We start from the raw sequence: 25,098 nt of genomic DNA, 5'->3' as shown, positions 1-25,098 counted from the left end.
GATTAAATAGCGTTCGCACGGAATTAAGCTGCTAGCGACTGACAATATCCGGGCAACTTGCACCGGCCTTGGGGGTTCGCCAATCAGCCAACCGACGCTGAAAGCTCAGAAGTCCACCGCCCGCCTGCAGCCAATGACGGCCATCAATCACTGCAAATAGGAGGGTGGCACGGCTCCAATCTCGAAATGCGACAGATACAACCCCGCCCTTACAGCGCACCGAGGTTCCCGTTTTAACTCGCACCCGGTCACCATCCAATTGCCAGTTAATGGCAAAACCATGGGTCAATAGGCCTTTGGCATTAAATCCATAGGCATATCCGGAGCCATCGGCATGCAGTTGCCACACTAATTGATCATCGCCTTCACTCACAACCAGCCAATTTCCCGCCCACTTTTGCTGGGCGGACTCCGCCGAGGCCCACATTGGTATCGCTAGGAAAATTGCTGTGACAAATGGAACAACCGGCTTGATAAAATGCCGCTTTGGTAAAAGACGCAAAAACTTCATGCGCTGCCCTACGGTATCGGCCCCAGTGCATTACAGGGGGCGGGTTATTCAAAAGACGACTGGGGAAGTCGCCAATTTTCCTTTCCGATTACGGGGCTAAAGCCTCACTTATCGGCGTGAAAAAACGCTCAGGCGCTATTTTTCACATCCCTCGAAAAGTAAGGCTAGACGCAATTTACAACGGTGGCAGGTTAAACGTTAAAAATATTCAAATTTACGACAAATTCACAAAAAGAATGGCAAGTCATTTTTACCGGTAGTCCAACTATCTGGATTTTGCTTCGGAAAAATTCTTGTCTGCTCTCCACACCCGATACTTTAACTGCACGCCCTGTGGCAGATATATAACCATTGGCAACTTACTACTATAAGGCAGCATCAAGCCATCACCGCGCACGGTGATAAATCGCCGGGATTCACTGCCTTGGGCACAGACCTTTTGCGTATCTGTGGTCGGGGTCAGGTCGGACAGGACATAGAAGGGGTAACCCCAGCCAGGGAGTATGTCCTTGCGCAATGGGGCGCTAAAGCTTTGCAAGTTGCATTCCGCGACTTGGCTTTTTCCCGGTATCAACTCAACCCTAAAGCGACTTTCATCGACAACCTTGGGCAGCTTGATAACGTGACGTAACTTGCCATCAACCTCCTCTGGAAATGCATCCAGAGGCTCAGAACTGTGGCAATCCAGGGCCAGTAACATCATGAAGGCAGTGGCAACTAATTTTGACATGGTATGGCCTCACTACTGCGCCGGGAAATGGCGGACAAAACTTTTTAAAGTCTAGTTCGCTTTTGTCTTCGCAGTCCCCACCAGAGCAGCGCCCCCAAACCGATTGCCAAAGCAAACAGAGCGGCAGTCCATAGGTATCGCCCCTCCCCCATCGCTGGTGGCTCCAACTTGGAGTGGGCCAGATTGAGATCCGCCCGCAGATTTTGAAACGCGGCAATAACTTCTGTGGAACTGGCACCACCAATCAAGTCATCCCGCAATTGCTGCCATTGGACCTGAAGCTGCTCCACCAGTACCTTGTCACGAATCAGCAGCTCCTGTCGTAACGGCCTATACCCATCACGATAAGCCAGCATTAACTTACCGTATGCCGCTGTTATATCTCCTCCTCGATAGTCCGTCTCCGCCAGCTGCAGCAAGCCAATTGCGCTGATAAGAGGGGGGATCAGAGTGCGTACAAGGTGGGGGGTTCCGCGCCACCACATCAATGCTTGTTGCAGAGTTGGCTCAAGTTCCGCCGGTTTAGTGGTCGCCATTCCCGGCAGTCCCAGTAAGCCGGGGTAACGGGTCGCCAAGTCGGAAGAGGGTGGCAACTGATTTGCCACTGGAAAAGCAGCGACAGTCACCGCTAATGCCCAGCGCTGTAGGCCGGTCAAGTCTCCATCAATGTCGACTGTGTGAATAGAGTCAGTTTCTGGGTCCAGAGTGTTATAAAGATCATAGAGACTGAACCCCGCCATTCTCTCGAGATCATTGAGGGCTGGGCCTTCATTACTACCCTCACCGTCGACACCGTGGCAGATGGCACACCGCTGCTGATAAACAGGCATCATAAAACCCGGCGAGGGCAAAGAGTAACTGGGTGACCGCTGCAGCTGATACAAAGCAGCAAGGCGGTCGGCGATTGCATTGGCTCGACGGCGCACCTCTGCGCCGGAATCCTTATTCTCAATCGCCTTACGCAAGTCCGAGAGGCTTTTCTGCAAACCCTGCCGACCAGGCCGATCGGGGAGTTGAGTGACCAGACGCAGTACTTCTTCTACCTGTTGCTTCTGTAGTTCATACAGAGGAGTGTCCAATCGCTGCCCGTTCTCTACGGCGTCGCCGTAGTCTACCGCTATATAGGAGAGAAGATTGCTAGCCTGAGCGGCCACAGTATTGCTGCTTGAAGTGTCCTGGGCTGAAACAGGTGCGATTAAGCCAGCTAGGAGGGTAAACAGTAAAATCCATTTGAATCCCATTAGTGGCTTCCGGATCGGGCAAGTTTGATCGATGTTAGGAGCCTCTCGACAGATTGCGGGGCACCTTTCTTAGGGTAGAAATAAAAAACCCCGCTCGAGGCGGGGTTTCTCCAATCGGAAAGCTTAGCCGCGATCCGCTCGCTCTTTGGCAATTAGGTAATCCGCCACTTGCAGCATCAGCTCCTGGCCATTGCTCTTACCTTTATATCCGGGGAAAGAGGAACTGATGCGGTATTTACCCGCAACAACAACTTCCGGGGTACCAGTCATTTTGTAAGCGCGCTGATTGGCCATTCCTTGCTTAACTTTGCTATTGATAGCGAAGGAATTCATCAGCTTCGCAGCTTTGGCACCATCTTCACCATGCTTGTTAAACAGAGCCTCGATAGCCTTTAAGTCAGGCACCCAGTTGCGACCTTCGCGGACAGCCAGCATCTGGCGCTGAGTGTAGATGGTGTTAAAGATAGGCGTGTGCATCTTTTCCAGAACACCCATGGAATCTGCTACGTAGTAAAGACGAGCGTGTACATCCATAACCGGCTGCCAAATTGCTGGCAATTTCAGCAGCGCAACATCGCTGGGCATCTTTTCTTTCCAGCGCTCCAGAGTTGGCTCAAAAGTGAAGCAGTGGGCACAGCCGTACCAGAACATCTCAGTCACTTCGATCTTGTCGTTGCTCTTTTGTGGTACAGCCTGCGGCAATACTTCATAGTGCTGGCCCGCTTTGAACTCGCCACTTTCCTGGGCGCAGGCAACGAGGCTGAACATTACAGCAAAAACCATCGTGATCGGGGCGAGAAATGCTCTCATAAGTCTTCTCCAACTTTTATTTAGTGGTGCGAACGCCATCTAGCGGCGGGCTGTCGAGCCACTGAGGACACAATAGACAACGCAGATTATTTAAGTTCCCGGACCCTCGTGCAAGGAAACACTGCAAAAACTGCCTAGTACGTCTATGGAAAGCGGCTTTATGCTCAGGCGACAGGCACAAAAAAGGCCGGTTGCAGACCGGCCTCAGTGTACTCAAATCCTGTGACTATTAGTCAGTCAGGCCTGCGATATAGTTGGCCAGCGCCTTGATCTCTGCATCGGAGAGTTGCTTGGCCACGGTGCGCATAGTGCGAACTTCACCGTCATTGTTGCGGGTACCCGCACGGAATGCTTTCAGCTGGGCTTCGATGTACTCTGGATACTGACCGCCCAGACGAGGGTAACCGGCCGGTGCATTGCCCAGTCCAGCAGGTGAGTGGCATCCCATACATGCGGGAACACCAGTCTCCATATTGCCACCACGGTAGATTTTACGTCCAAGAATCAGGCCGTCGACGTTCTCACCGTTGTTTAGCATCACGGAAATAGCCTCAGATCCGGTCAGCTGCATTGGCTGCGAGGCAAAGTAAGCGGCGATATCCTGCAGGTCCTGATCGTTGAAGTTGTCCAACTGACCGATCATTTGCGGCACATCGCGGGCCTTTTTACCGTCAGGTGTACCTTTAATATCTTTAAGCTGCTTATACAGATATTTTTCGCCGAGTCCGGCAATCTTTGGAAAAGCTGGAGCAATACTGTTACCGTCTGCACCGTGGCAGGCTGCACATTGAGCGGCTTTTGCCTTGCCCGCAGCAGCGTCGCCCGCAGCCAGCGCCAAGGGCACGGCGCCCAAGCCGAAAACTAAACCGAGTGCCAGAGCAGTGTTCTTGATAATGCTGTTCATACGTCGTCCCGTTGCGCGCTGAGAGATGGCGTTTCGCACCGCCCCCGATAGTCCTGCGACGCGAAAACGGCGGCATTATATACTTGCGCGCCAAGCGAGTGTACCGAATAAACAGACTTATACGATGTCAAATTCAGAATTTAAAGCCCAACCACCAAAACTGAACTACCGTTCCATACAATTTCTCACCAGTGCCCCCACCCTGACTGAGTGTCCGGAGGACTTTGGTGCCGAGGTGGCCTTTGCCGGTCGCTCCAATGCGGGGAAGTCCAGTGCCATCAATGCGCTCACGGAAAACAACAAGTTGGCGCGTACCTCTAAAACACCGGGACGCACCCAGTTGATCAACTTCTTTCGCCTCTCCGACCAGCAGCGCCTGGTGGATCTGCCTGGCTATGGCTTTGCCAAGGTCGCCCGCAGTATGAAAGATGAGTGGCAGCGCCATCTGGCCACCTACCTTGAGAAGCGAGAGTGCCTGCGTGGACTCGTGTTACTAATGGACATTCGCCAACCCCTCAAGGAATTCGATCTACATATGCTCACCTGGGCAGTAGAGGCCGAGCTCCCAGTGCACATCCTGCTAACCAAGGCCGACAAGTTGAAGAACGGTCCAGCCAACAACACTCGCTTTGCAGTGGAGAAGACCCTCAAGGAGCAGGGACTCAATCACGGGGTCACTCTGCAGATCTTCTCATCGACCAAAAAAACAGGCCTGGACAAACTCGAGCGCAAGCTCAATGAGTGGCTGGAAATCCCAGAGGAAGCCGCACCCTCCGACGATTGAACGAGCTGGGAGCCCGGGGGCAGCGCCCCCCGAGCAACACAAGCACTTCAATTTTTCTCACACCGGAGAAAATTCCTAAAAGTGAACTCCGGGCACACCAGTTGCCGCTGCTTTGCGCTTCTGTTCGGGGATCAGGGAGCGAAGCAGTACCCGGTGCAGCCGTCGGCGTGCCCCCGGAGTTAAACAATGCAATTCCTCTGCATGTAAGTACCTCTGCGCGAGAAGAGCGGCAAGGGTTTCTTCGTGTATGGCAATCGTCAACAGACGGGAATTGCCATCGGCATTCATCGTTTCATTCCCCTCAGTGCACTCTGTTTCCGCCATTGATACAGGCGGATATTCTGGCTGTGGAGAACTCGCGTACCTGCTGCTGTGTCTCTCCGGGGTAGAGTGAGCTGATGCAATCCGCCGCAACCCTTTGCTTATGGCTATCGCCCAACTCGCGGGCGAGTACTGAGCTGGCGCCGGCAAGTATGTAGTTTCGAAGTTTTTCATCACCCAGCTCCCGGTAGGCAGCCATTAACCAGATAGCGCTTTCACTAAAACGCGTTGCCGAAATGGCATAAGTTGGCCACTGCTTTTCCAGAAGAAAGCTGGCCAGATCGAAGGCGCATCCCAAATAAGGTATTGCTTCGGCGTAATTGCACTCTTCAAGCAAAAGCTTGCCGCGCTCAATCCAATCGAGCCATGCCTTTTCTGCACGATCCGTGTCAGCGGTCAACCATTGGCGATGGTTGGCACACAAGTAACGTAAATTCACCGATAACCCCCCATATTTGATTTAACTTAAAGATAATGCGAACCATTATCATTTGCAAGCGCATTCACAAGCAACTTTTCTTTTCTTCTGTGATGGAGTCATTTAATGAAATAAAAAAAGCCGGCAGATGGGGGCTGCCGGCTAGGGGACAGTGCCCTTGGGGTGGGGCACTTGTCAGACGCACCCAGGGGGACGGGTACGCCTGAGGGTTCTTTTCATCCCAAAATTTCTTTTCATGCTTTGATGGTAGGCTGAACTTTCATGCTTCCCAAGCGCATGTTTGAGCCTTTGGGTTAGACCTATGCCATGCCCCAAAATCGATTATGCCGGAAGTGGATAACAGGCAATGTAGTCGTGGGACCCAGGGGTAACTGTGAAAAACCTCTGCGGGAGTTTTGGGGAGAGCCAATCTAAGGGCCTGCTCGCCGCATACGAAAACTTAAAGTAGCTGAGCGGCTCACAAAACGATTTAAGCGCTTAATTCAAAAAGGAAAGGACAGATACCCCGATGAATGAAATTACAGAAATTCACGAAAGACATAAAAAAACCCCGGAGTTGGGGACCATCCGGGGTAGAAAAAGCTAAACGCTTTGGGGTTAGGGAGCAACAATGAACTGATTACTTGGATAGGCTCTTAAGCCCGATGGTTCCCGCTCCTTTGGTAAATAAGTGTAAACAAAATACGTGTTTTGGCGCCTCATACGTTCTTCTAAGTAAAAGCAGTCGATTTTTATCAAATTGTTAACTCAGCCACAGGCCCATTGCTGTGCAGGCGGCGAATACAATCTGCAATCAACGGCGCACAATCTATCCACTCACAGTTTCCTCGCAGCTGCGACTGAGGAAGAGAATTAGTCACCACAATTGATTCCACCGGCAAGCGCGCCATTGCTGTATGGGCATCGCGACTAAATTGTCCGTGGACACAAAACACCAAAATCCGCCTCGCTCCCGCTTTTATCACCGCGTCCACTGCCCGTGTAACTGTGTGGCCAGTAGCAAGTAAGTCATCGACGATAATGACCGTGGCATCCTTAACTTCCCCGATCAAAGTTCCCCCACTCAGCAGAGCACCGCTGCGATACTTCTCCACAAATGCGCTAGCCACCGGCACCCCCAACTGATCCCCAAGGGCCAAACGGAATTTTTCTGCACGCTTTATCCCTCCTTCATCTGGAGACAAAACAACCAGGGGACCCGGGTCTCCGGACAGACGCATTCGCGCCACTTCAATCAACAGGGGGTTGGAAACCAGGTGAACGGTGCGGCAGCGGAATGCGTTCTCAAAGGCCGCCAGGGAGTGAACATCCATAGTCACGACTACATCCACTCCGGCGGCTTCCAGAAAACTGGCCAGATAGCGACTCGGCAGGGGGTCGCGCAACTTGGTTCGCCGCTCTTTTCGTGCATAGCAAAGGTAGGGGATGACCGCAGTCACTCTCGCGGCACCGGCATCGCGAAGCGCCCCAATGAAAAACAGGCAGCGCATAAGTTTCTGGTCAACACAGCTGCTGGTATCGGTGTAAAGGGATTGGACCAGAAAAACATCCGCCCCTTCCACATCATCCAGTGGCCGAACTTTGTGTTCGCCATCATCGAATTGACGCTCTTCATGGCGAGATACCGGTTCACCGAGACTCGCGGCGACACGTCCTGCGAAGTCTGCTCCCACATCGAGACTGAATAACTTAATGCGGCTCATAAGCTCAGTACCCTGCCTGGCGCCTCACACTCGCTAAGCGCCTTGCCCACGTTTTAATAGAAGTATGGACAGTGGAATTTAGGATCTGGAGTACTGCGGGTGTTGCAGTTGTTGCGGCTTGCGTAGATAGGGAGGATCAGAGCTGAAAGACAGGCAAAAAAATGCCCCGGACTTGGGGGAGTACCGGGGCAAACATCTGACTTCCTTGGGGGATGATGACGCATTCCAACGATCTTGCCTTTTTAGAGGGGCTGTCGCCGGAACAGTTCCACGGAATTTCAAAAAGATTGTAAAAACGCCTAACAAAACACAAAAATTGGCATTTTATTCATCCGTACCAACAAGAGCGCGCCAAATCATTCCGAGCAGCGCGCCCTACCCTCAATTCTTAGATGGTTTCTTCAGTCAAATTAGTGCGCCTGATCCCAATCTCGGCCCTGCCCCAGATCCACAATCAGGGGAACGTGCAGTTCTGCCGCGCCTTGCATCAATTCAACAATGCCATCGGCCACAATTTCGACCTCACCCTTGGGTACTTCAAGAACCAATTCATCGTGTACTTGCATAATCATCCGGGTCGCCAGCTTCTTCTCCCTGAGCCAGTTATCCACAGCGATCATGGCCCGCTTGATAATATCGGCGGCAGTGCCCTGCATTGGCGCATTAATTGCGGTCCGCTCTGCTGCTTGGCGCTGCATACCATTGCGTGAGTTAATTTCCGGCAGATAGAGACGGCGTCCAAACAGGGTTTCCACATAGCCCTTTTCTGCGGCCTGTGCACGGGTATCCTCCATATAGCGCAATACACCCGGGTAGCGCTCAAAGTAACGGTCGATATAAGTTTGGGCGTCAGCCCGGGGGATATCCAACTGCTTGGCCAGGCCAAAAGCCGACATGCCGTAAATCAAACCAAAGTTGATCGCTTTGGCCCGCCGGCGCTGCTCATCAGTCACCTCATCCTGAGCTACTTCAAAGACTTCTGCCGCCGTCGCGCGGTGAATATCTGCGCCTTGAGCAAATGCATCCACCAACCCTTTGTCCCCAGACAGGTGAGCCATAATACGCAGCTCAATTTGGGAGTAGTCCGCAGCGATGATCTCACTGCCACCATTGATTCTTGGGTCAACGGTGAAGGCCCGACGAATACGGCGCCCCTCCTCTGTACGAATAGGAATATTCTGCAAGTTAGGGTCACTGGAGGACAGGCGCCCGGTAGCCGCTACTGCCTGGTGATAAGAGGTATGTACACGACCGCTACCCGGGTCGATCATCTTTGGCAGTTTATCGGTGTAGGTATTCTTCAGTTTGGCCAGGCCGCGATACTGCATTATCAGTGCGGGCAGCTCGTGGTTGTGGGCCAATTCCTGCAATACAGCCTCAGCGGTAGAGGGCGCACCTTTGGGGGTCTTCTTGATCACTGGAATCTGCAGCTTTTCAAACAGGATCGCCCCCAGCTGCTTGGTGGAGCCCAGATTGAACTCTTCGCCGGCTACTTCGTAAGCCTGCTGTTCCAGCTCTCGCATTCGCTGCTCAAGTTCAGCGCCCTGCTCCGCCAACATCTTGGCATCGATATAAGCACCGTTACGCTCCATACGGGCCAGAACTGGTAGCAGTGGCATTTCAATCTCATCAAGTACCTTTACCAGAGTTGGCTCTCGCTCCAGACGCGCACTCAACTCATTGTGGAGACGCAGGGTGATATCTGCATCTTCAGCCGCATAGGGGCCCGCTTTGTCCAGCTCGATCTGGTTAAACGTCAACTGTTTGACGCCTTTACCGGCAATATCCTCGAAGTGAACCGTATTCTCCCCCAGATACTTGAGTGCGAGACTGTCCATATCGTGGCGACTGCCAGTGCTGTCCAGAACATAGGACTCCAACATGGTATCCCGTGCAATGCCGCGCAATTCAATATCGTAGTTGGCCAGGATATGACTGTCGTACTTCAGGTTCTGTCCCACCTTCTTGTGCTGTGGATCTTCCAGCAGGGGTTTGAGTTTGGCCAGTACTTCGTCAAACGGCAGTTGCTCTGGTGCACCCATATAGTCGTGGGCCAGGGGAACATAGGCTGCACGATAGGGCTCCACCGCGAAGGACACCCCCACTAATTTTGCCTGCATATAATTGAGGCTGGTGGTTTCCGTGTCGAAGGCAAAGATGTCTGAACTCTTCAATTGTTCCAGCCAAGCATCGAACTCCGCAATTTCTGTGACGATGACGTAATCGCGCTCAACGGCTTCCGCCATGGCTTCTTCAGCCTCTTCACTGGTTAGCTCTTCTAACCAGCCGCGAAATTCATTCTGCGTGAATAGCTCAACCAGTGCCTCTGTATTGGGCTCTGAATTGTGCAGTTCCTGGGGGTGATAAGGCATCTCCACGTCGGTTTTGATAGTGGCGAGCTTATAGGAGAGTTCTGCCGCCTCGCGGTGCTCAGCCATCTTTTTGCCGAGGGTTTTTGAGCCACGGAATCCCAGTGGTGCAATGGAATCCAGGTCGGAGTAAATGGTCTCCAAGCCTCCCAGATTCTGTAACAGTGCCAGAGCGGTTTTCTCGCCCACGCCAGGAACTCCGGGGATATTGTCGGATTTATCTCCCATCAGGGCGAGAAAATCGATAATCAGTTCTGGACCTACGCCAAATTTCTTAGTCACGCCCTCACTGTCCATTTCGGTATTGGACATGGTGTTAACCAAGGTAACGCCCGGACGCACCAGCTGTGCCATGTCTTTGTCGCCGGTGGAGATTATGACTTGCTGCCCCTGGCTCTGGGCCTCCAGCGCCAGGGTGCCGATCACATCATCAGCTTCAACACCGTCGACCACCAAGCGCGGCAATCCCATAGCGTCGATGATGTCGTGAATGGGCTGAATCTGCTCACGCAAGTCATCTGGCATAGGAGGGCGGTGGGATTTGTATTCGGCAAACATCTCATCGCGAAAAGTCTTGCCCTTGGCATCAAAAACAACCACTACAGGACTGCCTGGATGCTCCTTGAGGTGGCGGCGCAGCATACTAATCACACCGCGCACCGCACCAGTAGGCTTACCCTGGCTGGTGGTCAATGGCGGCAGCGCATGAAAAGCGCGATAAAGGTAGGAGGAACCATCCACCAAAATCAACGGGGCGGCTGAGGTGTTTTGTTTACTCATAGACGATGAATTCTTGCTTGCTTAGTTTGGCGTTCAGGACGCGCGGCAGGCCGATAGGATAACGCCCTTCGCTCTGTTTTTCCGCTTACTGATTCTTTCCCGCCAGACACCGTAGGCAACCTCTGCACAAAAGCCCACTCGACTTACCCCGCCGATTAAAACTATCGGCGCATCGATCTCACCAAATCCCCAGGCTTGGCTAGTCTTGCCGGTAGCGACCTTATGCGTTCGCTACTCCCCGGAAATCAAATTGTCGCAGGCTGCCCCCAGGCAGTCAGGGATCTTTTATTTCCAAAAAACTGTGCCACCCGATGTTGAAGGAAGGATTCGAAAGATGAGAGGAGTGATGCGTGCCACCCTGTTGTTTGCCGCAAGTATCTTTGCCATTTCGGCAAGTGCCGGCTCGGATTGCAGTGGAGAGCATACCGCTGAAGCCGAGGCGACTGATGAAACACACTCACAGCAGTCTGAGGTAGAAGGCCATGAATTAATACTCAGGCAAGCTATCCGTGAAAGAGAGAATGATTTGCTGGAGAGACAAAAACAGCAGCTGGAGAAACTGCAAAAACAAGCGGAAAGAGATGCTGCCCGGGTAGAGAAACTACAGCAAATAACCAATCGTTCCTAGAAGCCACCCTACCAGATCCCGCCCCCTCCCTGGGTAGGCGGGATACTTGGTGCCCTCAAGGAGCCTCTGATTTATCCTTGTTGCGGTCGGGAACCTGACTCAAGCAAGTGCGGGCTTGAGACAAGAGGGACTCTATCAATTCCCTATAATCAGCATTTTCACTCAACTGATCTCCCAGCAGATCCAAAGCGGCGTAACGCAGCCCCAAGTTTTCTGCCAACTGTTGATCTCGTTCATTAGCCGGCATGTCTCCAAATAGACAGCCGTCACCAATCTGTGACAAATCCAGCATTGCCTTGGCACCATAGCCCCCGCCACTGCCATCGCCCAGAGCGTGGGTTTTCACTCCTGCGGAACCAAAAAAGTGACCATAGGCATCGTGCGTAACAACGATGGGAACTTCGCGATATCCGTACAAGGCCCGATCGAGTACTTTCTGCAAGTTGGCCATCGAACTGGAAAACTGCCGTGCACGCCCTATAAACAGCTCCGCCTGCTGCGGCTGTAATTGCGCCAGGCGTTCTGCGATCTGCGCCGCCACTATTGCCGCATTGCGGGGACGCAACCAGAGGTGGGGGTCGGTAGCACTGGCTCCCTCATATTCAAGGGTCTCTATATCCAGCAGCTGCATTTGCCGGCCCGCTGGTAACAGCGCTGCCTGTTTTGCCAATACCCCCTCCATTTGCGGCCCCAGCCACACCAATAGTAGGGCGCGCTCAAGTGCAGCCCGGTCGGAAACCGAAGGGGCATAATGGTGAGGATCTGCTCCCTCAACCAGCACCCGAACAGGAATATCCTCACCGGTTATTTCCCGGGCGATCAGGGCTAAAGGGCGCACGCTGACAACCAGCTCTCCACCACTGTCGGATTCCGGTTTGCTACAAGCCGGGAGAAAGAGCCCGAATAGAAGCACCGTGGAGATTGTAAAAAGACGTTTGAAGGGATACATCAGAGACATTAGGCGGCGAAAAATTGCGATATAATCACAACCAGCGCCAAGCTGCCAGCCTGGTTGTCCATATCCGGTAAAGAAGGTATGGAAGCAAACATCTTAAAGACTTCCCTGCGGAGATTGAATTCTGAATCCACCCCAGCCGCTTATCACAGCTGACAATATCGCCCTTCAGGTGGGCGGCAGGCAGTTACTTAAAGATATTACAGTCGAATTGTCCCAGGGGGAGATTGTCACCTTAATTGGCCCAAATGGAGCCGGTAAAACCACTCTCCTTCGCCTTCTGCTTGGGCTCAGCCAGCCGAGCCAGGGCCGCGTGTGGCGACAAACTGGGTTGCGTATTGGCTATATGCCCCAGCGGCTTCATATCGATAGCTCAATGCCCATGTCAGTTGAACGCTTCTTGCAACTTGGCCATCCGGCCATGAAGCCCGAGCAAGCGCAGTCGGCATTGGACAGGGTGGGCGCAGGGCAGCTTAGGGGCGCCTCTCTGGCAAATCTATCCGGTGGAGAAATGCAGCGGGTCTTACTCGCTCGTGCCGCATCGCGTAAACCTCAGCTGCTTGTCCTTGATGAACCCACGCAGGGAGTCGATATCGGTGGTCAAAGTGAGTTGTACCAGTTAATTGCCACTCTGCGCGACGAGCTCGGCTGCGGTGTGTTACTGGTTTCCCACGACCTTCATTTAGTTATGGCTGCAACCGACCGGGTCCTTTGTTTGAACCAGCATATCTGCTGTCACGGACACCCGGAGCAAGTAAGCCGCCACCCTGCCTATCTGGAATTATTTGGGGACAAGGTCGCCCCCTATACCCACCAACATAACCACCAACATAAATTAAGTGGAGATATTGCGCCCGCAAGCAGCTGCAATCATCAACACTCTCATACAAATACAAAAAACAAAGAGCAAAAATAAGTGGTCGATTTCGGCGAATTACTGCACAGCCAATTTCTCTGGTACGCCCTCGCCGCCGGCCTTATGGTCGCTGTTGTCAGCGGCCCTTTGGGCTGCTTCGCCGTGTGGCGACGCATGGCCTATTTCGGCGACACCCTGGCTCACTCAGCCCTTCTTGGAGTGACGCTGGGTTTTGTACTTCAAATTATGCCAACGGTGGCTGTCGGTATTACTTGCTGTGTACTGGCACTGCTGCTGATGTATTTACAGCAGCGCCAAAAGCTCGCTGTAGATACCCTGCTGGGCATATTGTCCCACTCCATGCTGGCACTGGGTATTGTCACCGTCAGTTTCTTTAAGATTAAGGTGGATCTATTATCTCTGTTGCTGGGAGATTTACTCGCGGTCAGTGGCCAGGATCTGGTACTAATGGCCATTGCCGCCGCCACGATCCTGGGACTGCTTTATTTCCTGTGGGAACAGTTACTGGCTTTCACCCTGCACGAGGAATTGGCTTCAGTGGAAGGTGTCCCTATCGAGCGATTGCGGATCGCTCTGATGTTGATGCTGGCAATACTGATTGCGATCGCAATGAAAGTTGTCGGGGTTCTGTTAATTACCGCCCTGCTGATTATTCCCGCAGCTACCGCGCGAAAACTGTCGCACACTCCGGAGCGTATGGCGGTGCTGGCCTCATTGCTGGGATGCTTAGCGGTAGTACTCGGTCTTCTTGCCTCTATCCTGTGGAATACACCGGCGGGCCCCTCCATTGTTCTGGCCGCAGCACTGTTCTTTCTCACTTCACAACTGCGAGCCAGCTAAAAGTGGACCGCAGGTTAATTTCATCCTAATTTATTGTTCGATACCTACATTTGTCGCAAAATGTCGCTTAAATACACCTATTAATGGGATTTCTGTCACCGTTTATCGCAATAAGCTGATGGTTAGCCTCTAGCCAATTGTGTCAGTTTTCTGTCGTTGCTAGTGTTGCCCGACGACCAGCCGTATTAGGCCAGTCACGGATAATGACAAGAAAATGGATGCACAACGATATGGAAAAATTCACTCTCCGTCGCAAGGTATTAACTACAGCCATAGTGACCGCAATCGCAGCCACTAGCCCACAAACACTCTTCGCCGCCGAGGATCAGGCGATGGAAGAAGTAGCTGTTGTCGGCTCTCGTATTAGTCGCAACGCTGAATTTGAAACAGCAACCCCGATCCAAGTAATGGATCGCGATGCTATCGAGAAGTCTGGCTACACCAACTTGCAGCAGCTTTTTGAGAAAAACCCCGCCGCTGGCAACGGCACCTTCTCAACCCGAGGTAACAACCAGGACTCTACCGCTAATGGGGCTGCCGCTGTCAGCCTGCGCGGTATGGGTGCCGATGCCACCTTAGTACTGGTGAATGGTCGTCGTGTTGCAATTAGTGCTTTTGCCGAAGGCATAACCACTAACTTCGTCGATATTAATAGTGTTCCGCTAGCCGCGATTGAGCGGGTAGAAGTCCTGAAGGACGGAGCCTCCGCAATTTACGGTTCCGATGCCGTTGCCGGTGTAGTCAATTTGGTGTTACGTAAAAACTTTGAAGGTGCTGAGGTATCCGTAGATTACGGTGGTGCCGACGGTTATGATGAGCAATCCGTTTCTGCGGTCTGGGGTATCAATGGGGATGACTCAAATTTAACGGTTATCTTTGACCACCACAAGAATAGCCGCCTATCCAGCACCGAGCGCAGTGGTTTGGATACCGCTAATCAATCCAGTCGTGGGGGTATGAATTTTCGTTCAGCTCGCGGTTTTCCCGGAAGTTTCATCCTGCCAACGGCTACAGAGACAGTAGAGGACCCCAGTTGTCCAGAAGATCGTATAGCCTCCAATCCTGATGGCCGTGTGTGTGTGTATGATTACGGCCCCTGGACTTTGATTACCCCGGAGGCTGAGCGCACAGGACTAATAGTGCTCGGTCATAAACAACTAAGCGACAACATAGAGTTTTTTAGCGAAATCGCCGTTCAGCACAATACATCTGTAGCACAGGGCGCACCGACGCCTCTAGATGGCGCCGCTGGACTCTATGTTTTGGCAGACCACCCCAACAACCCTTTTGGCGAAGATGTTGATATCGCCTACTATCGCACGGTAGACGCGGGAGCCCGTCAATGGGATATTGAAACCGATAACCTTCGCGGTGTATTCGGATTACGCGGCTCTATTGCCGAGTGGGATTGGGAAGCATCGGTACAGCGCTCACGCAGTGAATCCGAACAAACTGGGAGCAAATCTCAGGGATGGGTACGAGCCGACCTACTACAAGAACAAATTAACGCTGGCAACTACAATCCCTTTGGTGGGGTTCAAAACCCTGACTCGGTGATTGATGCGATTACCACCAGCCTAGTTCGAAAAGGTAAATCAGAATTTACCGGCTACGACTTTTCCATTAATGGCGATTTATTTGCAACCAGCAATGGTGCCGTTGCTATGGCTGCTGGACTCGAATACCGCGAAGAAAAAGTTTCAGATATACCCGATGATCAATTCCAACGCGGACTGATTTTTGGCACCGAATCTGTCTATGCCAAAGCTAGCCGAGACATCTCCTCGGCTTATGTCGAAGTTGCAATTCCTCTGCCCGCTAGGTTCGACCTGGCTTTGGCTGCTCGTTATGACGATTATAGCGATTTTGGTAGTACCACTAATCCAATGGCAAGTTTGCTTTGGACTGCCACCGACCAATTATCGCTGCGTGCCTCTTGGGGCACCGGTTTTCGTGCGCCATCTCTTGCTCAGATAGGTCTTGGTGACTCGCAAGAATCAGTATTCTTTGCTGATACCTATGGCTGTGAAGCCAATGGAATAAATATCGAAGATTGCGGCGAACTTGATTACACAATTATCTACTCGGCGAACCCAGACTTAGAAGCAGAAGAGTCTGAATCCTTTAATATCGGTGCCGTTTACGAACCAATTGAGAACCTCAGTATTTCCCTCGACTACTGGAATATTACTCAGGAAGGAAAGATTGACGAAGTTCCATTTGGTTATGTCTATAACCTTCACTGTAATGATCAAGACAGCACGATCTGTGTTCGCGATACACCACTTGAAGGCCAAGCTTTAGGCTCATTACAATCCCTTCGTAACGGTTATACCAATATAGGCGAACAAGATGTCTCCGGTGTAGACCTAACTATTGTTTACACCGGATTCGAGCTGGCAGGTGGCGAGATTGGCTTGCGTTTGGATTATTCCTACCTAGCAGAGTTTGAGCGTGTTGAACTGGACACAACCGGCGAAGCATTCATAACCCGTGACCAGGCTGGCGAGTACGAGTATCCGCAACATCGCTGGAACGCCACTGCTGATTGGACCTTTGATAACTTTGGGTTCAGCGCCGGACTCAGCTATATTGGTGAATTTGAGGATACCCCGGACATCGATTTCAACGGTACTCTCGACTATGAAAGCCATAGCACTCGTACTGTCGACTCCTTCCTGACCATGAATATGCAGGCCCGTTATACCGGCTTCGAGAATATGGTGTTGAGCCTCGGAGCGGATAATGTCTTCGATGAGGAGCCACCCTTCGCTATTGGTGATGGTAATACTGATCTTTATGGATATGTGGAATCACAACACGATCCCCGTGGTCGCTTTATCTACGGCAAGATGACTTATAGCTTCTAAGTTTTTTGTAAACCATAAAAATTACAAAGGGGAAGTATCAGGCTTCCCCTTTGTATTTCCTAACTAAGAGTAGTTAAGGACGACAATCATTTTTCTACGCCATTCTTCCGCACTCTTATTGCTGCCGACTCCAGAGAAATACGCTGTTTAGTCAATTCTTTTCCTGCTTTTCGAAACTCACGAATGCCCAGTAGAATTCCTATTAACTCAAAAAGCGAGACTGCCACCCCAATGAATAAAAGATAAATTTCTGGCACAACTATCTCCTGCGAGCTAGCAAAGCCGTCACTTTGAAATAGATACCCAGTGTCAGAATAGAGGGAACCCAAAGTGCGGTAAAAATGCCTTGCTCCTTATAACCGCTAAACCACAAACTTGCAGATAATATCAAAGAGATTAATACTGCCAGTAAGATAAAGAAATCTGATACTTTGAGCACACACCATATCCTCTAATCTTCATCAAATTCCCAGAATCCAATTGCCGCCATCAGCAAACCAAAAACTGTAATACCAGCTGGAATCCGCATCCACAATACGCCAAAAATATCTAACATTGAGGGAATAAATGAAAGAAAGCCTAAAATTCCCCACAGAAAGAATACACCGGCAATCGACAATCCAGTCCAACCCACTATCAATCGTACTTTCTTAGATCGAAAATAACCGGCCAAAAGTATTTTCTGCATTAATAATACAAAACAAACGGGCTTTGCCCGTTTGAACATTATTGACAGAATAGTGCAGCCTCAGCTGGTTAGAGGAGTGTGAGTCTCATCCTTTATTGCGCTTGGCGTAATCTTCATTAGCTTGCCAAACTCTAACTAAATTTCCGCCTAGAATTTTTTTAATATCCTGCTTGCTATACCCACGCTTTAGCAGGCCTTCAACCAAATTAGGATATTGAGAGACGTCTTTTAAGCCGACGGGCAAGCTATCTCCGACACCGTCAAAATCCGATCCAATGCCTATATGATCCACTCCCACTAAATCACGAATATGGTCGAAATGATCAAGAACATCTTCCAAATCTGCAAAAATGAACTTCTCAGTTGAAAGCTTATCGGAGTACTCCTCAACTTCCTTACTATCTTTGGGTAAACCCTTTTCTTTAGCAAATTTCTCAACCTGATCAGTTATTTCACGATATGAATTCAGTGATTCACCACTAATAAAAGTAGAGCCAAAATTCACCATGATAATGCCGCCATTGTGAGCCAACGCCTTTATCATTTCATCATTCATATTTCGTTCAAATCCCGGCGTAAAATGCCTTGCCGAAGAGTGTGAAGCGATAACAGGAACAGCGGATAAATCAACAACTTGCCAAAAAGCTGCATCTGATACGTGGGAAATATCGATCATTACTCCCGTCCGATTCATCTCTCGTACCAAGCGCTTTCCGAATGCACTCAAGCCTTCCCAGGGCCTGTTTTTATCATACGAGGAATCAGAGATATGATTGCTCTTTGAGTGGGCTAAGGTAATGTACCTCACCCCTCTATCAGAGAAATACTTTAAATTGGCAAGATCTCCCTCAATAGGAGCTCCGTTCTCTATACCCAAAGGTAAGGAAATTAAGCCGGCATCGACTTGCTTTTGTAGATCATTTATTGACTTAGGTATTGCAAACTTATCCGGGTGCTGTTTGACCATTGCCTCAACTTTATCAATCAAAGTATCTGCATACGATTTGGCAATACCCTCGTCCTCCTTTTCTGCAGGGACATAAATAGACATAAAGGGGGCATTTAGTCCACCTGCTTTAGCTCGAGGGTAATCAAAGTCTCCCTTATCCGTGCTAAGTCCAACATCTTCTTCAGCTTGTTCGAGACGATAGGGAACATCTACATGTCCATCAACAATCAAATACTCTTGAACCAGCTCTTGAGCTAGATCTTTACCTTCACCTGCAAATACAGGGTTGCAAGTTAGTGCACATAATGTCCCAACTAAAAAATAATTTTTCAAATGACAATCTCCCTATTTGTATGAATATATCTAGAAAATTTACCGTAGATGGTGCTCATCTAGAATCACATTTCTTAAATACATTAGTTTGATTTATTAATCTACAAAGATTAAATCGTTGTCTTTATTATAACTGCAGATTGGCTGAATCTTAGGGATAACAATAAAACAATGATCCAAAGCAGATGATATATGGCCTAGCCGGGTAACGGGTAAGGCAACAAGAGCATATGCAAAAGATTTACCCCCCAATGCGTCATTACGCATATCCAAAAATTCTGCCGCAATGTCCAAATCAATGCATAACAGATTGAGGCGACTATCAATAATAGAACTGCGGAGATATCTGTTGACCACCCTCCATGTAGAAGCACAAACACCGTAGCTACAACTGGTACGGATAACCAGCGCCAGCGTCCTAATAGTTCTTCGGTACCCCGCTGTAATATCCACCGGAAGAACCCCTCTTCAGAAATGCAAACAATTACTAAGTTTATCATTACCGCAACGGCGATAGTGCCAGTAAATTTTATCGAAGGCGTATATAGGAGTAGACCCAATGCAACAGGAGTAAATATAGCCAATAAAAGATAGGGTAAGTCCGTAAAACGGAAGGTCTGCTTCATGCGCAACATAAAAGCCAATAAGGCAATAGCAATAACTGCTTTACCGCTGTTTATGCTGGCATAGATAAGATTACCACTTGCATCTGTATAGGGTGGCAATACCTGGATATGTTCACTACCGGGAAGCAAATTTAACCCCGATACCAGCATTAGAACTGCTACAGAAAGAAAAGACAACGCTCTCGGCCAACTGCTAGTAGACTCTATTGTTCGCAGGAAAATCCAGATTAAAGGGGCTATAAGCCCACTCCAGCCAAAAGGAATTATACAAAGTGATAGCAAGATAGGTGCAGCCCAAGGACTCAGCATACCAGATGGTGTCTGATCTCCTCTTCTCCTTAAAGCAGCAACTTCATTTTGCATCGATTGGCCCAGAATTAATATCTAATTTGATAACAATAGCTCATGCGATTCCTTCACTATCCATTAAAGGTCGCTCGTATTGAACGATAGGTCAACTTCATTTTCGCAGGATCTAGAGGTGCCTTAAAAAAGGCGTGATAATGTCCTCTAGGATTAATTAATACAACTTGAGATCCATGATCGATAGTATAACCGCCCTCAGCAAGAGAAACTTTATTAAAAGGTACATTTAGCTGAGTGGCAAATTTCTTCAGCTTAAAAAAATCACCGGTAATACCACGAAATTCAGAATTAAAATAACGGACATATTGGCCCAACTGTTCCGGCTTGTCCCTACTTGGGTCAACCGAGACGAGTACTACGTCTGTAGATGCTCTGGTACTTTCGTCTAAAGTTTTATAAAAATTATTAAGTGTAGATAGAGTTGTTGGACAGATATCTGGACAGTGGGTAAACCCAAAAAATACCAGAGTCCACTTACCTTGAAAGTCTTTAGTATAGAAATCTCTACTGTCATCAGACAATAATTGTATATCTTCTATGATTCTTGGTCTCTGCAGTTTTACAGTGCCATTAATTCTAAGTTCCTCATCAGTAATAATACGAGGCTGTCCGAGCTTATGTATGAATCCTGCAAGCACAGCAAGAATCAATACTAAAAGAACAATAACGGTAATTCTAATTCCACGTTTCTGTTTATCGATGGCAGAATATTGATTTTCCACTTTTCCCTCACACTTCAATTAAATAATGATCTAATAGCATGATAAAAAATAGTGCCATTAAATAAATTATCGAATATTTGAAAGTCTCCATACCAGCATTGGGGTTTTTTCCAATGAGCATTACAAAGCTCCAATAAACAAAACCAAACCCAAGTACGACAGCACCCAGTAAATATAACCACCCAAACATCGCGGTAGCAAAGGGCAATAGGCTAACGGCCAGTAAAATAAAGGTATACAAAACTATATTTAGGTTTGTATAGGGTATTCCATGCGTAACCGGCAACATAGGAATATCAGCTTTTGCATACTCTTCTTTTCTATGTACGGCAAGGGCCCAAAAATGTGGAGGAGTCCAAGCAAAAATAATCAATACTAACAACAATGCATGCCCATGCACTTCCCCAGTAACCGCAGTCCATCCCAGTAAGGGCGGAGCGGCTCCTGCAAGCCCACCTATAACAATGTTTTGTGGTGTGGCGCGTTTCAGAAACATGGTGTAAATCACCGCATATCCGAGAAGAGATATTAAGGTTAGCCAAGCGGTAAGGGCATTTACAAAAACCAATAGGATAAACATTCCTGTCACGCCCAAGCTAAGAGCAAAAGCAATAGCTTTAGTTGGCTCAACCCGTCCTTTCGCAATCGGGCGATTGCTAGTACGAGTCATTTTTGTATCAATATGACGATCAACTAAATGATTTACTGCCGCAGCACTACCCGCACAAAATGCAATTCCCAAATTACCAAATACTAAAATATCTAGCGGCACCATTCCTGGAACAGCTAAAAACATTCCAATAACAGAAGTTAACAGCATAAGCATAACTACTCGAGGCTTAGTAAGCTCATAGTAGTCCCGCCATTGAATTTGATGTATTCTCGTGGAATTTATGGCCATATTCGCACCTATTTTTATATTTATATACGCTTAGTATCTAATTAAGATTGGACACGGTAGTTAAACCTTCTCCCCGCTCTATTACTTCCACATCGACTACCTCTTGTTTATTTATAATGACGGCATTCATTGTGTATATTCGGTAACAAAAAGTTAGCAAACTAAGAAGTAGAAGAGCTGCACCAGCATTGTGTGCCACAGCAATCCCTAATGGTAGAGACATAACAACATTTGCTATTCCCAAGCTGACTTGAAGAAGTAGTACCCCGGTAAGCCATAATGACCAACCTCTCAATCCATATCTCCAAGCTAAAACTGAAAGAATAAGTACAATTGCTGTTGTAATCAGTGCTCCAATACGATGGGCAAGATGTATGGCCGTACGTGCATCATTCTCTAATGCACCACCTAAATAATTTGGGCCAATTTGTTGAAAAATATTAAAGCCTTCTACAAAGTTTGCCTGTGGCCACCATTGGTTATGACAAGTTGGAAAATCTGGACAGGCTAAAGCTGCGTAATTAGAGCTGGTCCAACCGCCGAGTCCAATCTGTAGAATTACTATTGCAACTGCAGTCAGAGCAAGTAGCCGTAATCGCCTTATTCCCGGTAAATACCTCCCATGTAATTGTCTATGTTTATCAGCCAACCTTTCACAGAGAATCCACAACATAGATAATATTGCCATTCCACCTAATAGATGAGCAGTAACTACCTGCGGCCAAAGCTTCAAGGTTACCGTCCACATCCCAAAAGCAGCTTGCAGTATAATAATAATTAAAAGAATATGTGTTTGCTTAAAGGTTGGAGCTTGCCGATCTCTCCAAGCAAGATAAGTGAGCAATCCAACGAATAAAAGTAAAGTTCCCGCAAAGTATCGATGGACCATTTCCGGCCAAGTTTTACTGACATCTACCGGAGAGTCCGGAAAAATCATATTGGCCGTTTTAATTTCTTTTATATCGTTCGGCCAGGTGAGATGACCATAACAACCGGGCCAGTCTGGACATCCCAAACCAGCATCCACCAGTCTAGTAAATGCACCTAGAACAACAACTACGACAGCGAGAATACAGGCCGCCCAGGTAATGATATGTCGCCAATTCTTAGGGGTTTCTTGTTTAGACACTACTGAAAATCTCCGAATACTAATCTTATTGCTCGTAGGAGTACTTCAATAATCTTTTTATATCTTTAAGTAATTGGTTTCCGCTATGCTGCCGATCATAGGCCATCATTGCATAACCCTCCTGATCAACCAGCAACGCCTTGGTTGAAGTCACACCGTCATGATCAGTTTTCTGTACCAACTGCTTAAAGTTTTCATCATCCAAATTCACTATTTTTAGTTTCGGATGCTCAATTTGTATTTGTTCTTGTCGTTTTTCATCCAAACTATCACCAACCACCAGTAGCCTCTCAACCCTATGAGCTTTTTCCCCCAGCCGAATATGAACCTGCCTACTTATATACAAGAGATCTTCACAATCTTTACCACAATCACTGTCACTTAATATTAGATAGCGCCATTTTGATTCTCCCTCTTGTGCCAGGGATTGCTGTTGTCCTTGAAAGGTGATTTTTATTTCAGTGATATCAAATGGGGGCTGCAATAATTCACCTTGATTAATCGTCTCTTTAGGCATGCCTAAGCCCGTATAGTAAACGACATAGGCAGCTGTAATTGGGAGTACGACGGATGCTAGCACTGAGAGTCCTTGAATGATTTTATTTGCTGGCTTCCTTTTGCTCAGATTTCTTTCAGGTGAAACTGGCTGACTATTTGGTTTCATTTTAAAACTCCTTTTTCAAACTTCTACTCAATCTACGACGTAATCTAAAAATAATATTTGTGGCTGAATAAGCCCATAAAAGCCAGACAGCTATTGCCATCGTGAACCACTGGAAAGCATACGCTTGATGTTTTTCAGGGCCACTATTGAAAAAATTCCAATCAGTAATTAAAGCTGCACCTGAATCCGCAAACAAACGGATCGACCATCTATTGTTAACTAAGCCTATAGTCTCAATGAAATTTGAATTTATTTGTTGAATTCTATTATTAAAAACCGGGTCTAGACTAACACTCGAGGAGGATTCAGTATCGATGGGGTATAAGTAGCCCTGAAGTGATTTCACATCAAGTGAAGCTGTTATTTCAGGTAAGCTATCTCGGTCGCCAGTAGAGGGAATCCAACCTCTATTGACAAGCCAATCAGTACTTTCTGTTGAAAATACTTGTAGTACTTCATAGCCAACACGACCGTTTCTTGTTCTGTTATCCAGAAAATATATTTCCTTCTGAAAAACTCCCGCTAAAGTTACAGACGCATACTCTTGATAAGAACTTAGATTTGAGATTTCCTGCGGTTGCAGAGAGAGCCTACTCTCCACCTTTTGCATAAGTTCGACTTTCTGCTTTGCTCTATCAAGCTGCCACAATCCTAAAAAGATAAAAAGGATGAATGCACCCAGAGAAAATATCGTGATGGGCCAATTGCGAATCAGTGGTAAACTGATATCTTTCGCAGAAGCTGATGGAATATCTACTATCATGCGCAACTACATAAATAATGGAAAATAATAAAATGTGGCTAAAGATTGTTATTGTTGTCCTATTCCTTTCCGTACTTGCCAGTCTTTCAAGTGCACTTTTTTTTCTACTTAGAGATATGGGAACACCTCAATCCAAGCGCACACTCTACGCATTAGGTATTAGAATACTCCTAGCGTCACTCTTACTTCTTGCCATTTGGTACGGCTTTGAAAGTGGCATTTTGGCAAAAACGGCACCTTGGGCTGATAAATATTAAGAAAACAAAGGCTTTCTATTAATACGATAGAAAGCCTTGCCCACATTAAGCACCTAGAACATATACAAATATAAACAGCCCGACCCAAACTACATCGACAAAATGCCAATACCAACTTGCTGCTTCAAAGCCAAAGTGATCATCAGGTCTAAAATGATTGGCTATCACAGACCTTAACAACATGATCAACAACATAATTGTACCGAGTGTGACATGGGCACCATGAAATCCGGTCAGCATAAAGAATGTTGTACCATAGATTCCTGACTCAAGTGTTAACCCCAAGTGTTGATAGGCTTCGTAGTATTCTTTACCTTGTAGGAAAATAAACGCCCCACCCAATGCCACAGTGATTGCCAGTAATATATTGAAATTTTTCCTTTGATTCTTTTTCAGGAAAACATGTGCGAAGTGTACAGTTACACTGGAGGTGAGAAGTATGATGGTGTTCCATAGTGGCAAGTGCCATGGGTCTATCACATCTTTAGGCCCCATAAATTTTGCCGTTTCTCCGTTTGCTGCGGCGTCAGGAGTCACATATAGGGGCCAGCTACTTTCGAATCCCTCCCAAAGCATATTGGAAATTCCACGATCACCTTCACCACCTAACCAGGGAACTGTAAAATTGCGTATGTAATAAAGTGCTCCAAAGAATGCAGCAAAAAACATCACCTCAGAAAATATAAACCAGCCCATCCCCCAAACATATGATCTCTTTAACTGTTCACTGTTGAGCCCTGCCATATTCTCCTTGATTACGGCAGCAAACCAAAACCACAAAACTGCGGCCATCGCTAACGCACCGGTGAAGAAAATATAAGAGCTTCCTCCATTAATCCAATTTGCTGCGCCGAACGCTATTAGGAATAGACCTATCGTCGCAAAAATTGGCAGCCTGGATTGTTCGGGCACGTAATAACTGCTTTCACTAGCCATAA

The 25,098-nt window shown here is 48.3% G+C and carries 26 protein-coding genes; 6 read left to right on the top strand and 20 right to left on the bottom strand.

Annotated features, from left to right (window positions below; translation table 11 throughout):
- Positions 1 to 31: 31 nt before the first annotated feature.
- The 5 genes from ACJJI4_RS21090 to ACJJI4_RS21070 form a co-directional block, all read right to left on the bottom strand.
- Positions 32 to 511, bottom strand: a complete 480-nt coding sequence (locus tag ACJJI4_RS21090; RefSeq protein ID WP_282930498.1) for a hypothetical protein — start codon at positions 509 to 511, stop codon at positions 32 to 34.
- A gap of 265 nt (positions 512 to 776) precedes the next feature.
- Positions 777 to 1,241: an ecotin family protein gene (locus ACJJI4_RS21085; RefSeq protein WP_444926362.1), complete on the bottom strand. Its 465-nt coding sequence runs from the start codon at positions 1,239 to 1,241 to the stop codon at positions 777 to 779.
- A 44-nt stretch (positions 1,242 to 1,285) separates the two neighbouring features.
- Positions 1,286 to 2,482 (bottom strand): biotin/lipoyl attachment domain-containing protein, encoded by a 1,197-nt coding sequence (locus tag ACJJI4_RS21080; protein ID WP_444926361.1) that lies wholly within the window; start codon positions 2,480 to 2,482, stop codon positions 1,286 to 1,288.
- Positions 2,483 to 2,605: 123 nt separating this feature from the next.
- The gene (locus ACJJI4_RS21075; protein ID WP_413663932.1) at positions 2,606 to 3,292 is read right to left on the bottom strand and encodes a thiol:disulfide interchange protein DsbA/DsbL; all 687 of its coding nucleotides are present in this window, start codon (positions 3,290 to 3,292) and stop codon (positions 2,606 to 2,608) included.
- A gap of 229 nt (positions 3,293 to 3,521) precedes the next feature.
- Entirely contained in the window at positions 3,522 to 4,196 is a 675-nt protein-coding gene (locus ACJJI4_RS21070) for a c-type cytochrome (RefSeq protein WP_444926360.1), read from the bottom strand.
- A gap of 124 nt (positions 4,197 to 4,320) precedes the next feature.
- Here ACJJI4_RS21070 and yihA point away from each other — a divergent pair, with 124 nt between their 5' ends.
- Positions 4,321 to 4,980, top strand: coding sequence for a ribosome biogenesis GTP-binding protein YihA/YsxC (gene yihA / locus ACJJI4_RS21065; RefSeq protein WP_444926359.1), 660 nt, complete (start codon positions 4,321 to 4,323; stop codon positions 4,978 to 4,980).
- Positions 4,981 to 5,055: 75 nt separating this feature from the next.
- Here yihA and ACJJI4_RS21060 read toward each other — a convergent pair whose 3' ends face one another.
- The 4 genes from ACJJI4_RS21060 to polA all read right to left on the bottom strand — a co-directional run bounded on the left by ACJJI4_RS21060 (position 5,056) and on the right by polA (position 10,592).
- Positions 5,056 to 5,268 carry a hypothetical protein gene (locus ACJJI4_RS21060; RefSeq protein WP_444895557.1) on the bottom strand — a complete coding sequence of 71 codons (213 nt, stop codon included), beginning with the start codon at positions 5,266 to 5,268 and terminating at the stop codon, positions 5,056 to 5,058.
- 13 nt (positions 5,269 to 5,281) lie between these two features.
- Positions 5,282 to 5,740, bottom strand: coding sequence for a hypothetical protein (locus tag ACJJI4_RS21055; protein ID WP_413663928.1), 459 nt, complete (start codon positions 5,738 to 5,740; stop codon positions 5,282 to 5,284).
- 734 nt (positions 5,741 to 6,474) lie between these two features.
- Positions 6,475 to 7,443, bottom strand: a complete 969-nt coding sequence (locus ACJJI4_RS21050) for a ribose-phosphate diphosphokinase (protein ID WP_413663927.1) — start codon at positions 7,441 to 7,443, stop codon at positions 6,475 to 6,477.
- A gap of 410 nt (positions 7,444 to 7,853) precedes the next feature.
- Positions 7,854 to 10,592 (bottom strand): DNA polymerase I, encoded by a 2,739-nt coding sequence (polA, locus tag ACJJI4_RS21045; RefSeq protein ID WP_444926358.1) that lies wholly within the window; start codon positions 10,590 to 10,592, stop codon positions 7,854 to 7,856.
- Positions 10,593 to 10,926: 334 nt separating this feature from the next.
- On the opposite strand from polA, the gene ACJJI4_RS21040 reads away from it, so the two are divergent.
- Entirely contained in the window at positions 10,927 to 11,220 is a 294-nt protein-coding gene (locus ACJJI4_RS21040) for a hypothetical protein (RefSeq protein ID WP_444918683.1), read from the top strand.
- Between the two features lie 55 nt (positions 11,221 to 11,275).
- On the opposite strand, the gene ACJJI4_RS21035 is transcribed toward ACJJI4_RS21040, so the two are convergent.
- Positions 11,276 to 12,178: a metal ABC transporter substrate-binding protein gene (locus tag ACJJI4_RS21035; protein WP_444926357.1), complete on the bottom strand. Its 903-nt coding sequence runs from the start codon at positions 12,176 to 12,178 to the stop codon at positions 11,276 to 11,278.
- 121 nt (positions 12,179 to 12,299) lie between these two features.
- Here ACJJI4_RS21035 and znuC point away from each other — a divergent pair, with 121 nt between their 5' ends.
- From znuC to ACJJI4_RS21020, 3 genes are all read left to right on the top strand, one after another.
- Positions 12,300 to 13,091 (top strand): zinc ABC transporter ATP-binding protein ZnuC, encoded by a 792-nt coding sequence (gene znuC, locus ACJJI4_RS21030; protein WP_444928255.1) that lies wholly within the window; start codon positions 12,300 to 12,302, stop codon positions 13,089 to 13,091.
- Entirely contained in the window at positions 13,092 to 13,892 is an 801-nt protein-coding gene (locus ACJJI4_RS21025) for an iron chelate uptake ABC transporter family permease subunit (protein ID WP_413663923.1), read from the top strand.
- Positions 13,893 to 14,122: 230 nt separating this feature from the next.
- On the top strand, positions 14,123 to 16,762 hold the full coding sequence (locus ACJJI4_RS21020; protein WP_444926356.1) for a TonB-dependent receptor: 2,640 nt from the start codon (positions 14,123 to 14,125) through the stop codon (positions 16,760 to 16,762).
- An 86-nt stretch (positions 16,763 to 16,848) separates the two neighbouring features.
- Here the strand turns inward: ACJJI4_RS21020 and ACJJI4_RS21015 are convergent, their stop codons facing one another.
- The 9 genes from ACJJI4_RS21015 to ACJJI4_RS20975 form a co-directional block, all read right to left on the bottom strand.
- Entirely contained in the window at positions 16,849 to 17,019 is a 171-nt protein-coding gene (locus ACJJI4_RS21015) for a hypothetical protein (protein ID WP_444926355.1), read from the bottom strand.
- A gap of 194 nt (positions 17,020 to 17,213) precedes the next feature.
- Entirely contained in the window at positions 17,214 to 17,450 is a 237-nt protein-coding gene (locus ACJJI4_RS21010; RefSeq protein WP_444926354.1) for a hypothetical protein, read from the bottom strand.
- A gap of 85 nt (positions 17,451 to 17,535) precedes the next feature.
- Positions 17,536 to 18,732 carry a dipeptidase gene (locus ACJJI4_RS21005; RefSeq protein ID WP_444926353.1) on the bottom strand — a complete coding sequence of 399 codons (1,197 nt, stop codon included), beginning with the start codon at positions 18,730 to 18,732 and terminating at the stop codon, positions 17,536 to 17,538.
- Between the two features lie 197 nt (positions 18,733 to 18,929).
- Positions 18,930 to 19,721 carry a CPBP family intramembrane glutamic endopeptidase gene (locus tag ACJJI4_RS21000; protein WP_444926352.1) on the bottom strand — a complete coding sequence of 264 codons (792 nt, stop codon included), beginning with the start codon at positions 19,719 to 19,721 and terminating at the stop codon, positions 18,930 to 18,932.
- A 56-nt stretch (positions 19,722 to 19,777) separates the two neighbouring features.
- Positions 19,778 to 20,446, bottom strand: coding sequence for an SCO family protein (locus tag ACJJI4_RS20995; RefSeq protein ID WP_413663917.1), 669 nt, complete (start codon positions 20,444 to 20,446; stop codon positions 19,778 to 19,780).
- A gap of 7 nt (positions 20,447 to 20,453) precedes the next feature.
- Entirely contained in the window at positions 20,454 to 21,347 is an 894-nt protein-coding gene (gene cyoE / locus ACJJI4_RS20990; RefSeq protein ID WP_444926351.1) for a heme o synthase, read from the bottom strand.
- A 37-nt stretch (positions 21,348 to 21,384) separates the two neighbouring features.
- A complete protein-coding gene (locus tag ACJJI4_RS20985) occupies positions 21,385 to 22,476 on the bottom strand; it encodes a COX15/CtaA family protein (RefSeq protein ID WP_444926350.1) in 1,092 nt (363 codons plus the stop codon).
- 25 nt (positions 22,477 to 22,501) lie between these two features.
- A complete protein-coding gene (locus ACJJI4_RS20980; RefSeq protein ID WP_444926349.1) occupies positions 22,502 to 23,140 on the bottom strand; it encodes a redox-active disulfide-containing membrane protein in 639 nt (212 codons plus the stop codon).
- Position 23,141: 1 nt separating this feature from the next.
- Entirely contained in the window at positions 23,142 to 23,903 is a 762-nt protein-coding gene (locus ACJJI4_RS20975; RefSeq protein ID WP_444926348.1) for an SURF1 family protein, read from the bottom strand.
- Positions 23,904 to 23,935: 32 nt separating this feature from the next.
- Between ACJJI4_RS20975 and ACJJI4_RS20970 the strand changes: the two genes are divergently transcribed.
- Positions 23,936 to 24,160: a DUF2909 domain-containing protein gene (locus ACJJI4_RS20970; protein ID WP_413663912.1), complete on the top strand. Its 225-nt coding sequence runs from the start codon at positions 23,936 to 23,938 to the stop codon at positions 24,158 to 24,160.
- A gap of 45 nt (positions 24,161 to 24,205) precedes the next feature.
- Here the strand turns inward: ACJJI4_RS20970 and ACJJI4_RS20965 are convergent, their stop codons facing one another.
- Positions 24,206 to 25,096, bottom strand: a complete 891-nt coding sequence (locus ACJJI4_RS20965; RefSeq protein WP_282930522.1) for a cytochrome c oxidase subunit 3 — start codon at positions 25,094 to 25,096, stop codon at positions 24,206 to 24,208.
- Between the last annotated feature and the right edge of the window lie 2 nt (positions 25,097 to 25,098).

The sequence above is a fragment of the Microbulbifer maximicatervae (SeqCode) genome, from assembly GCF_052467305.1.
This window is presented reverse-complemented; position numbering and strand designations above follow the sequence as displayed.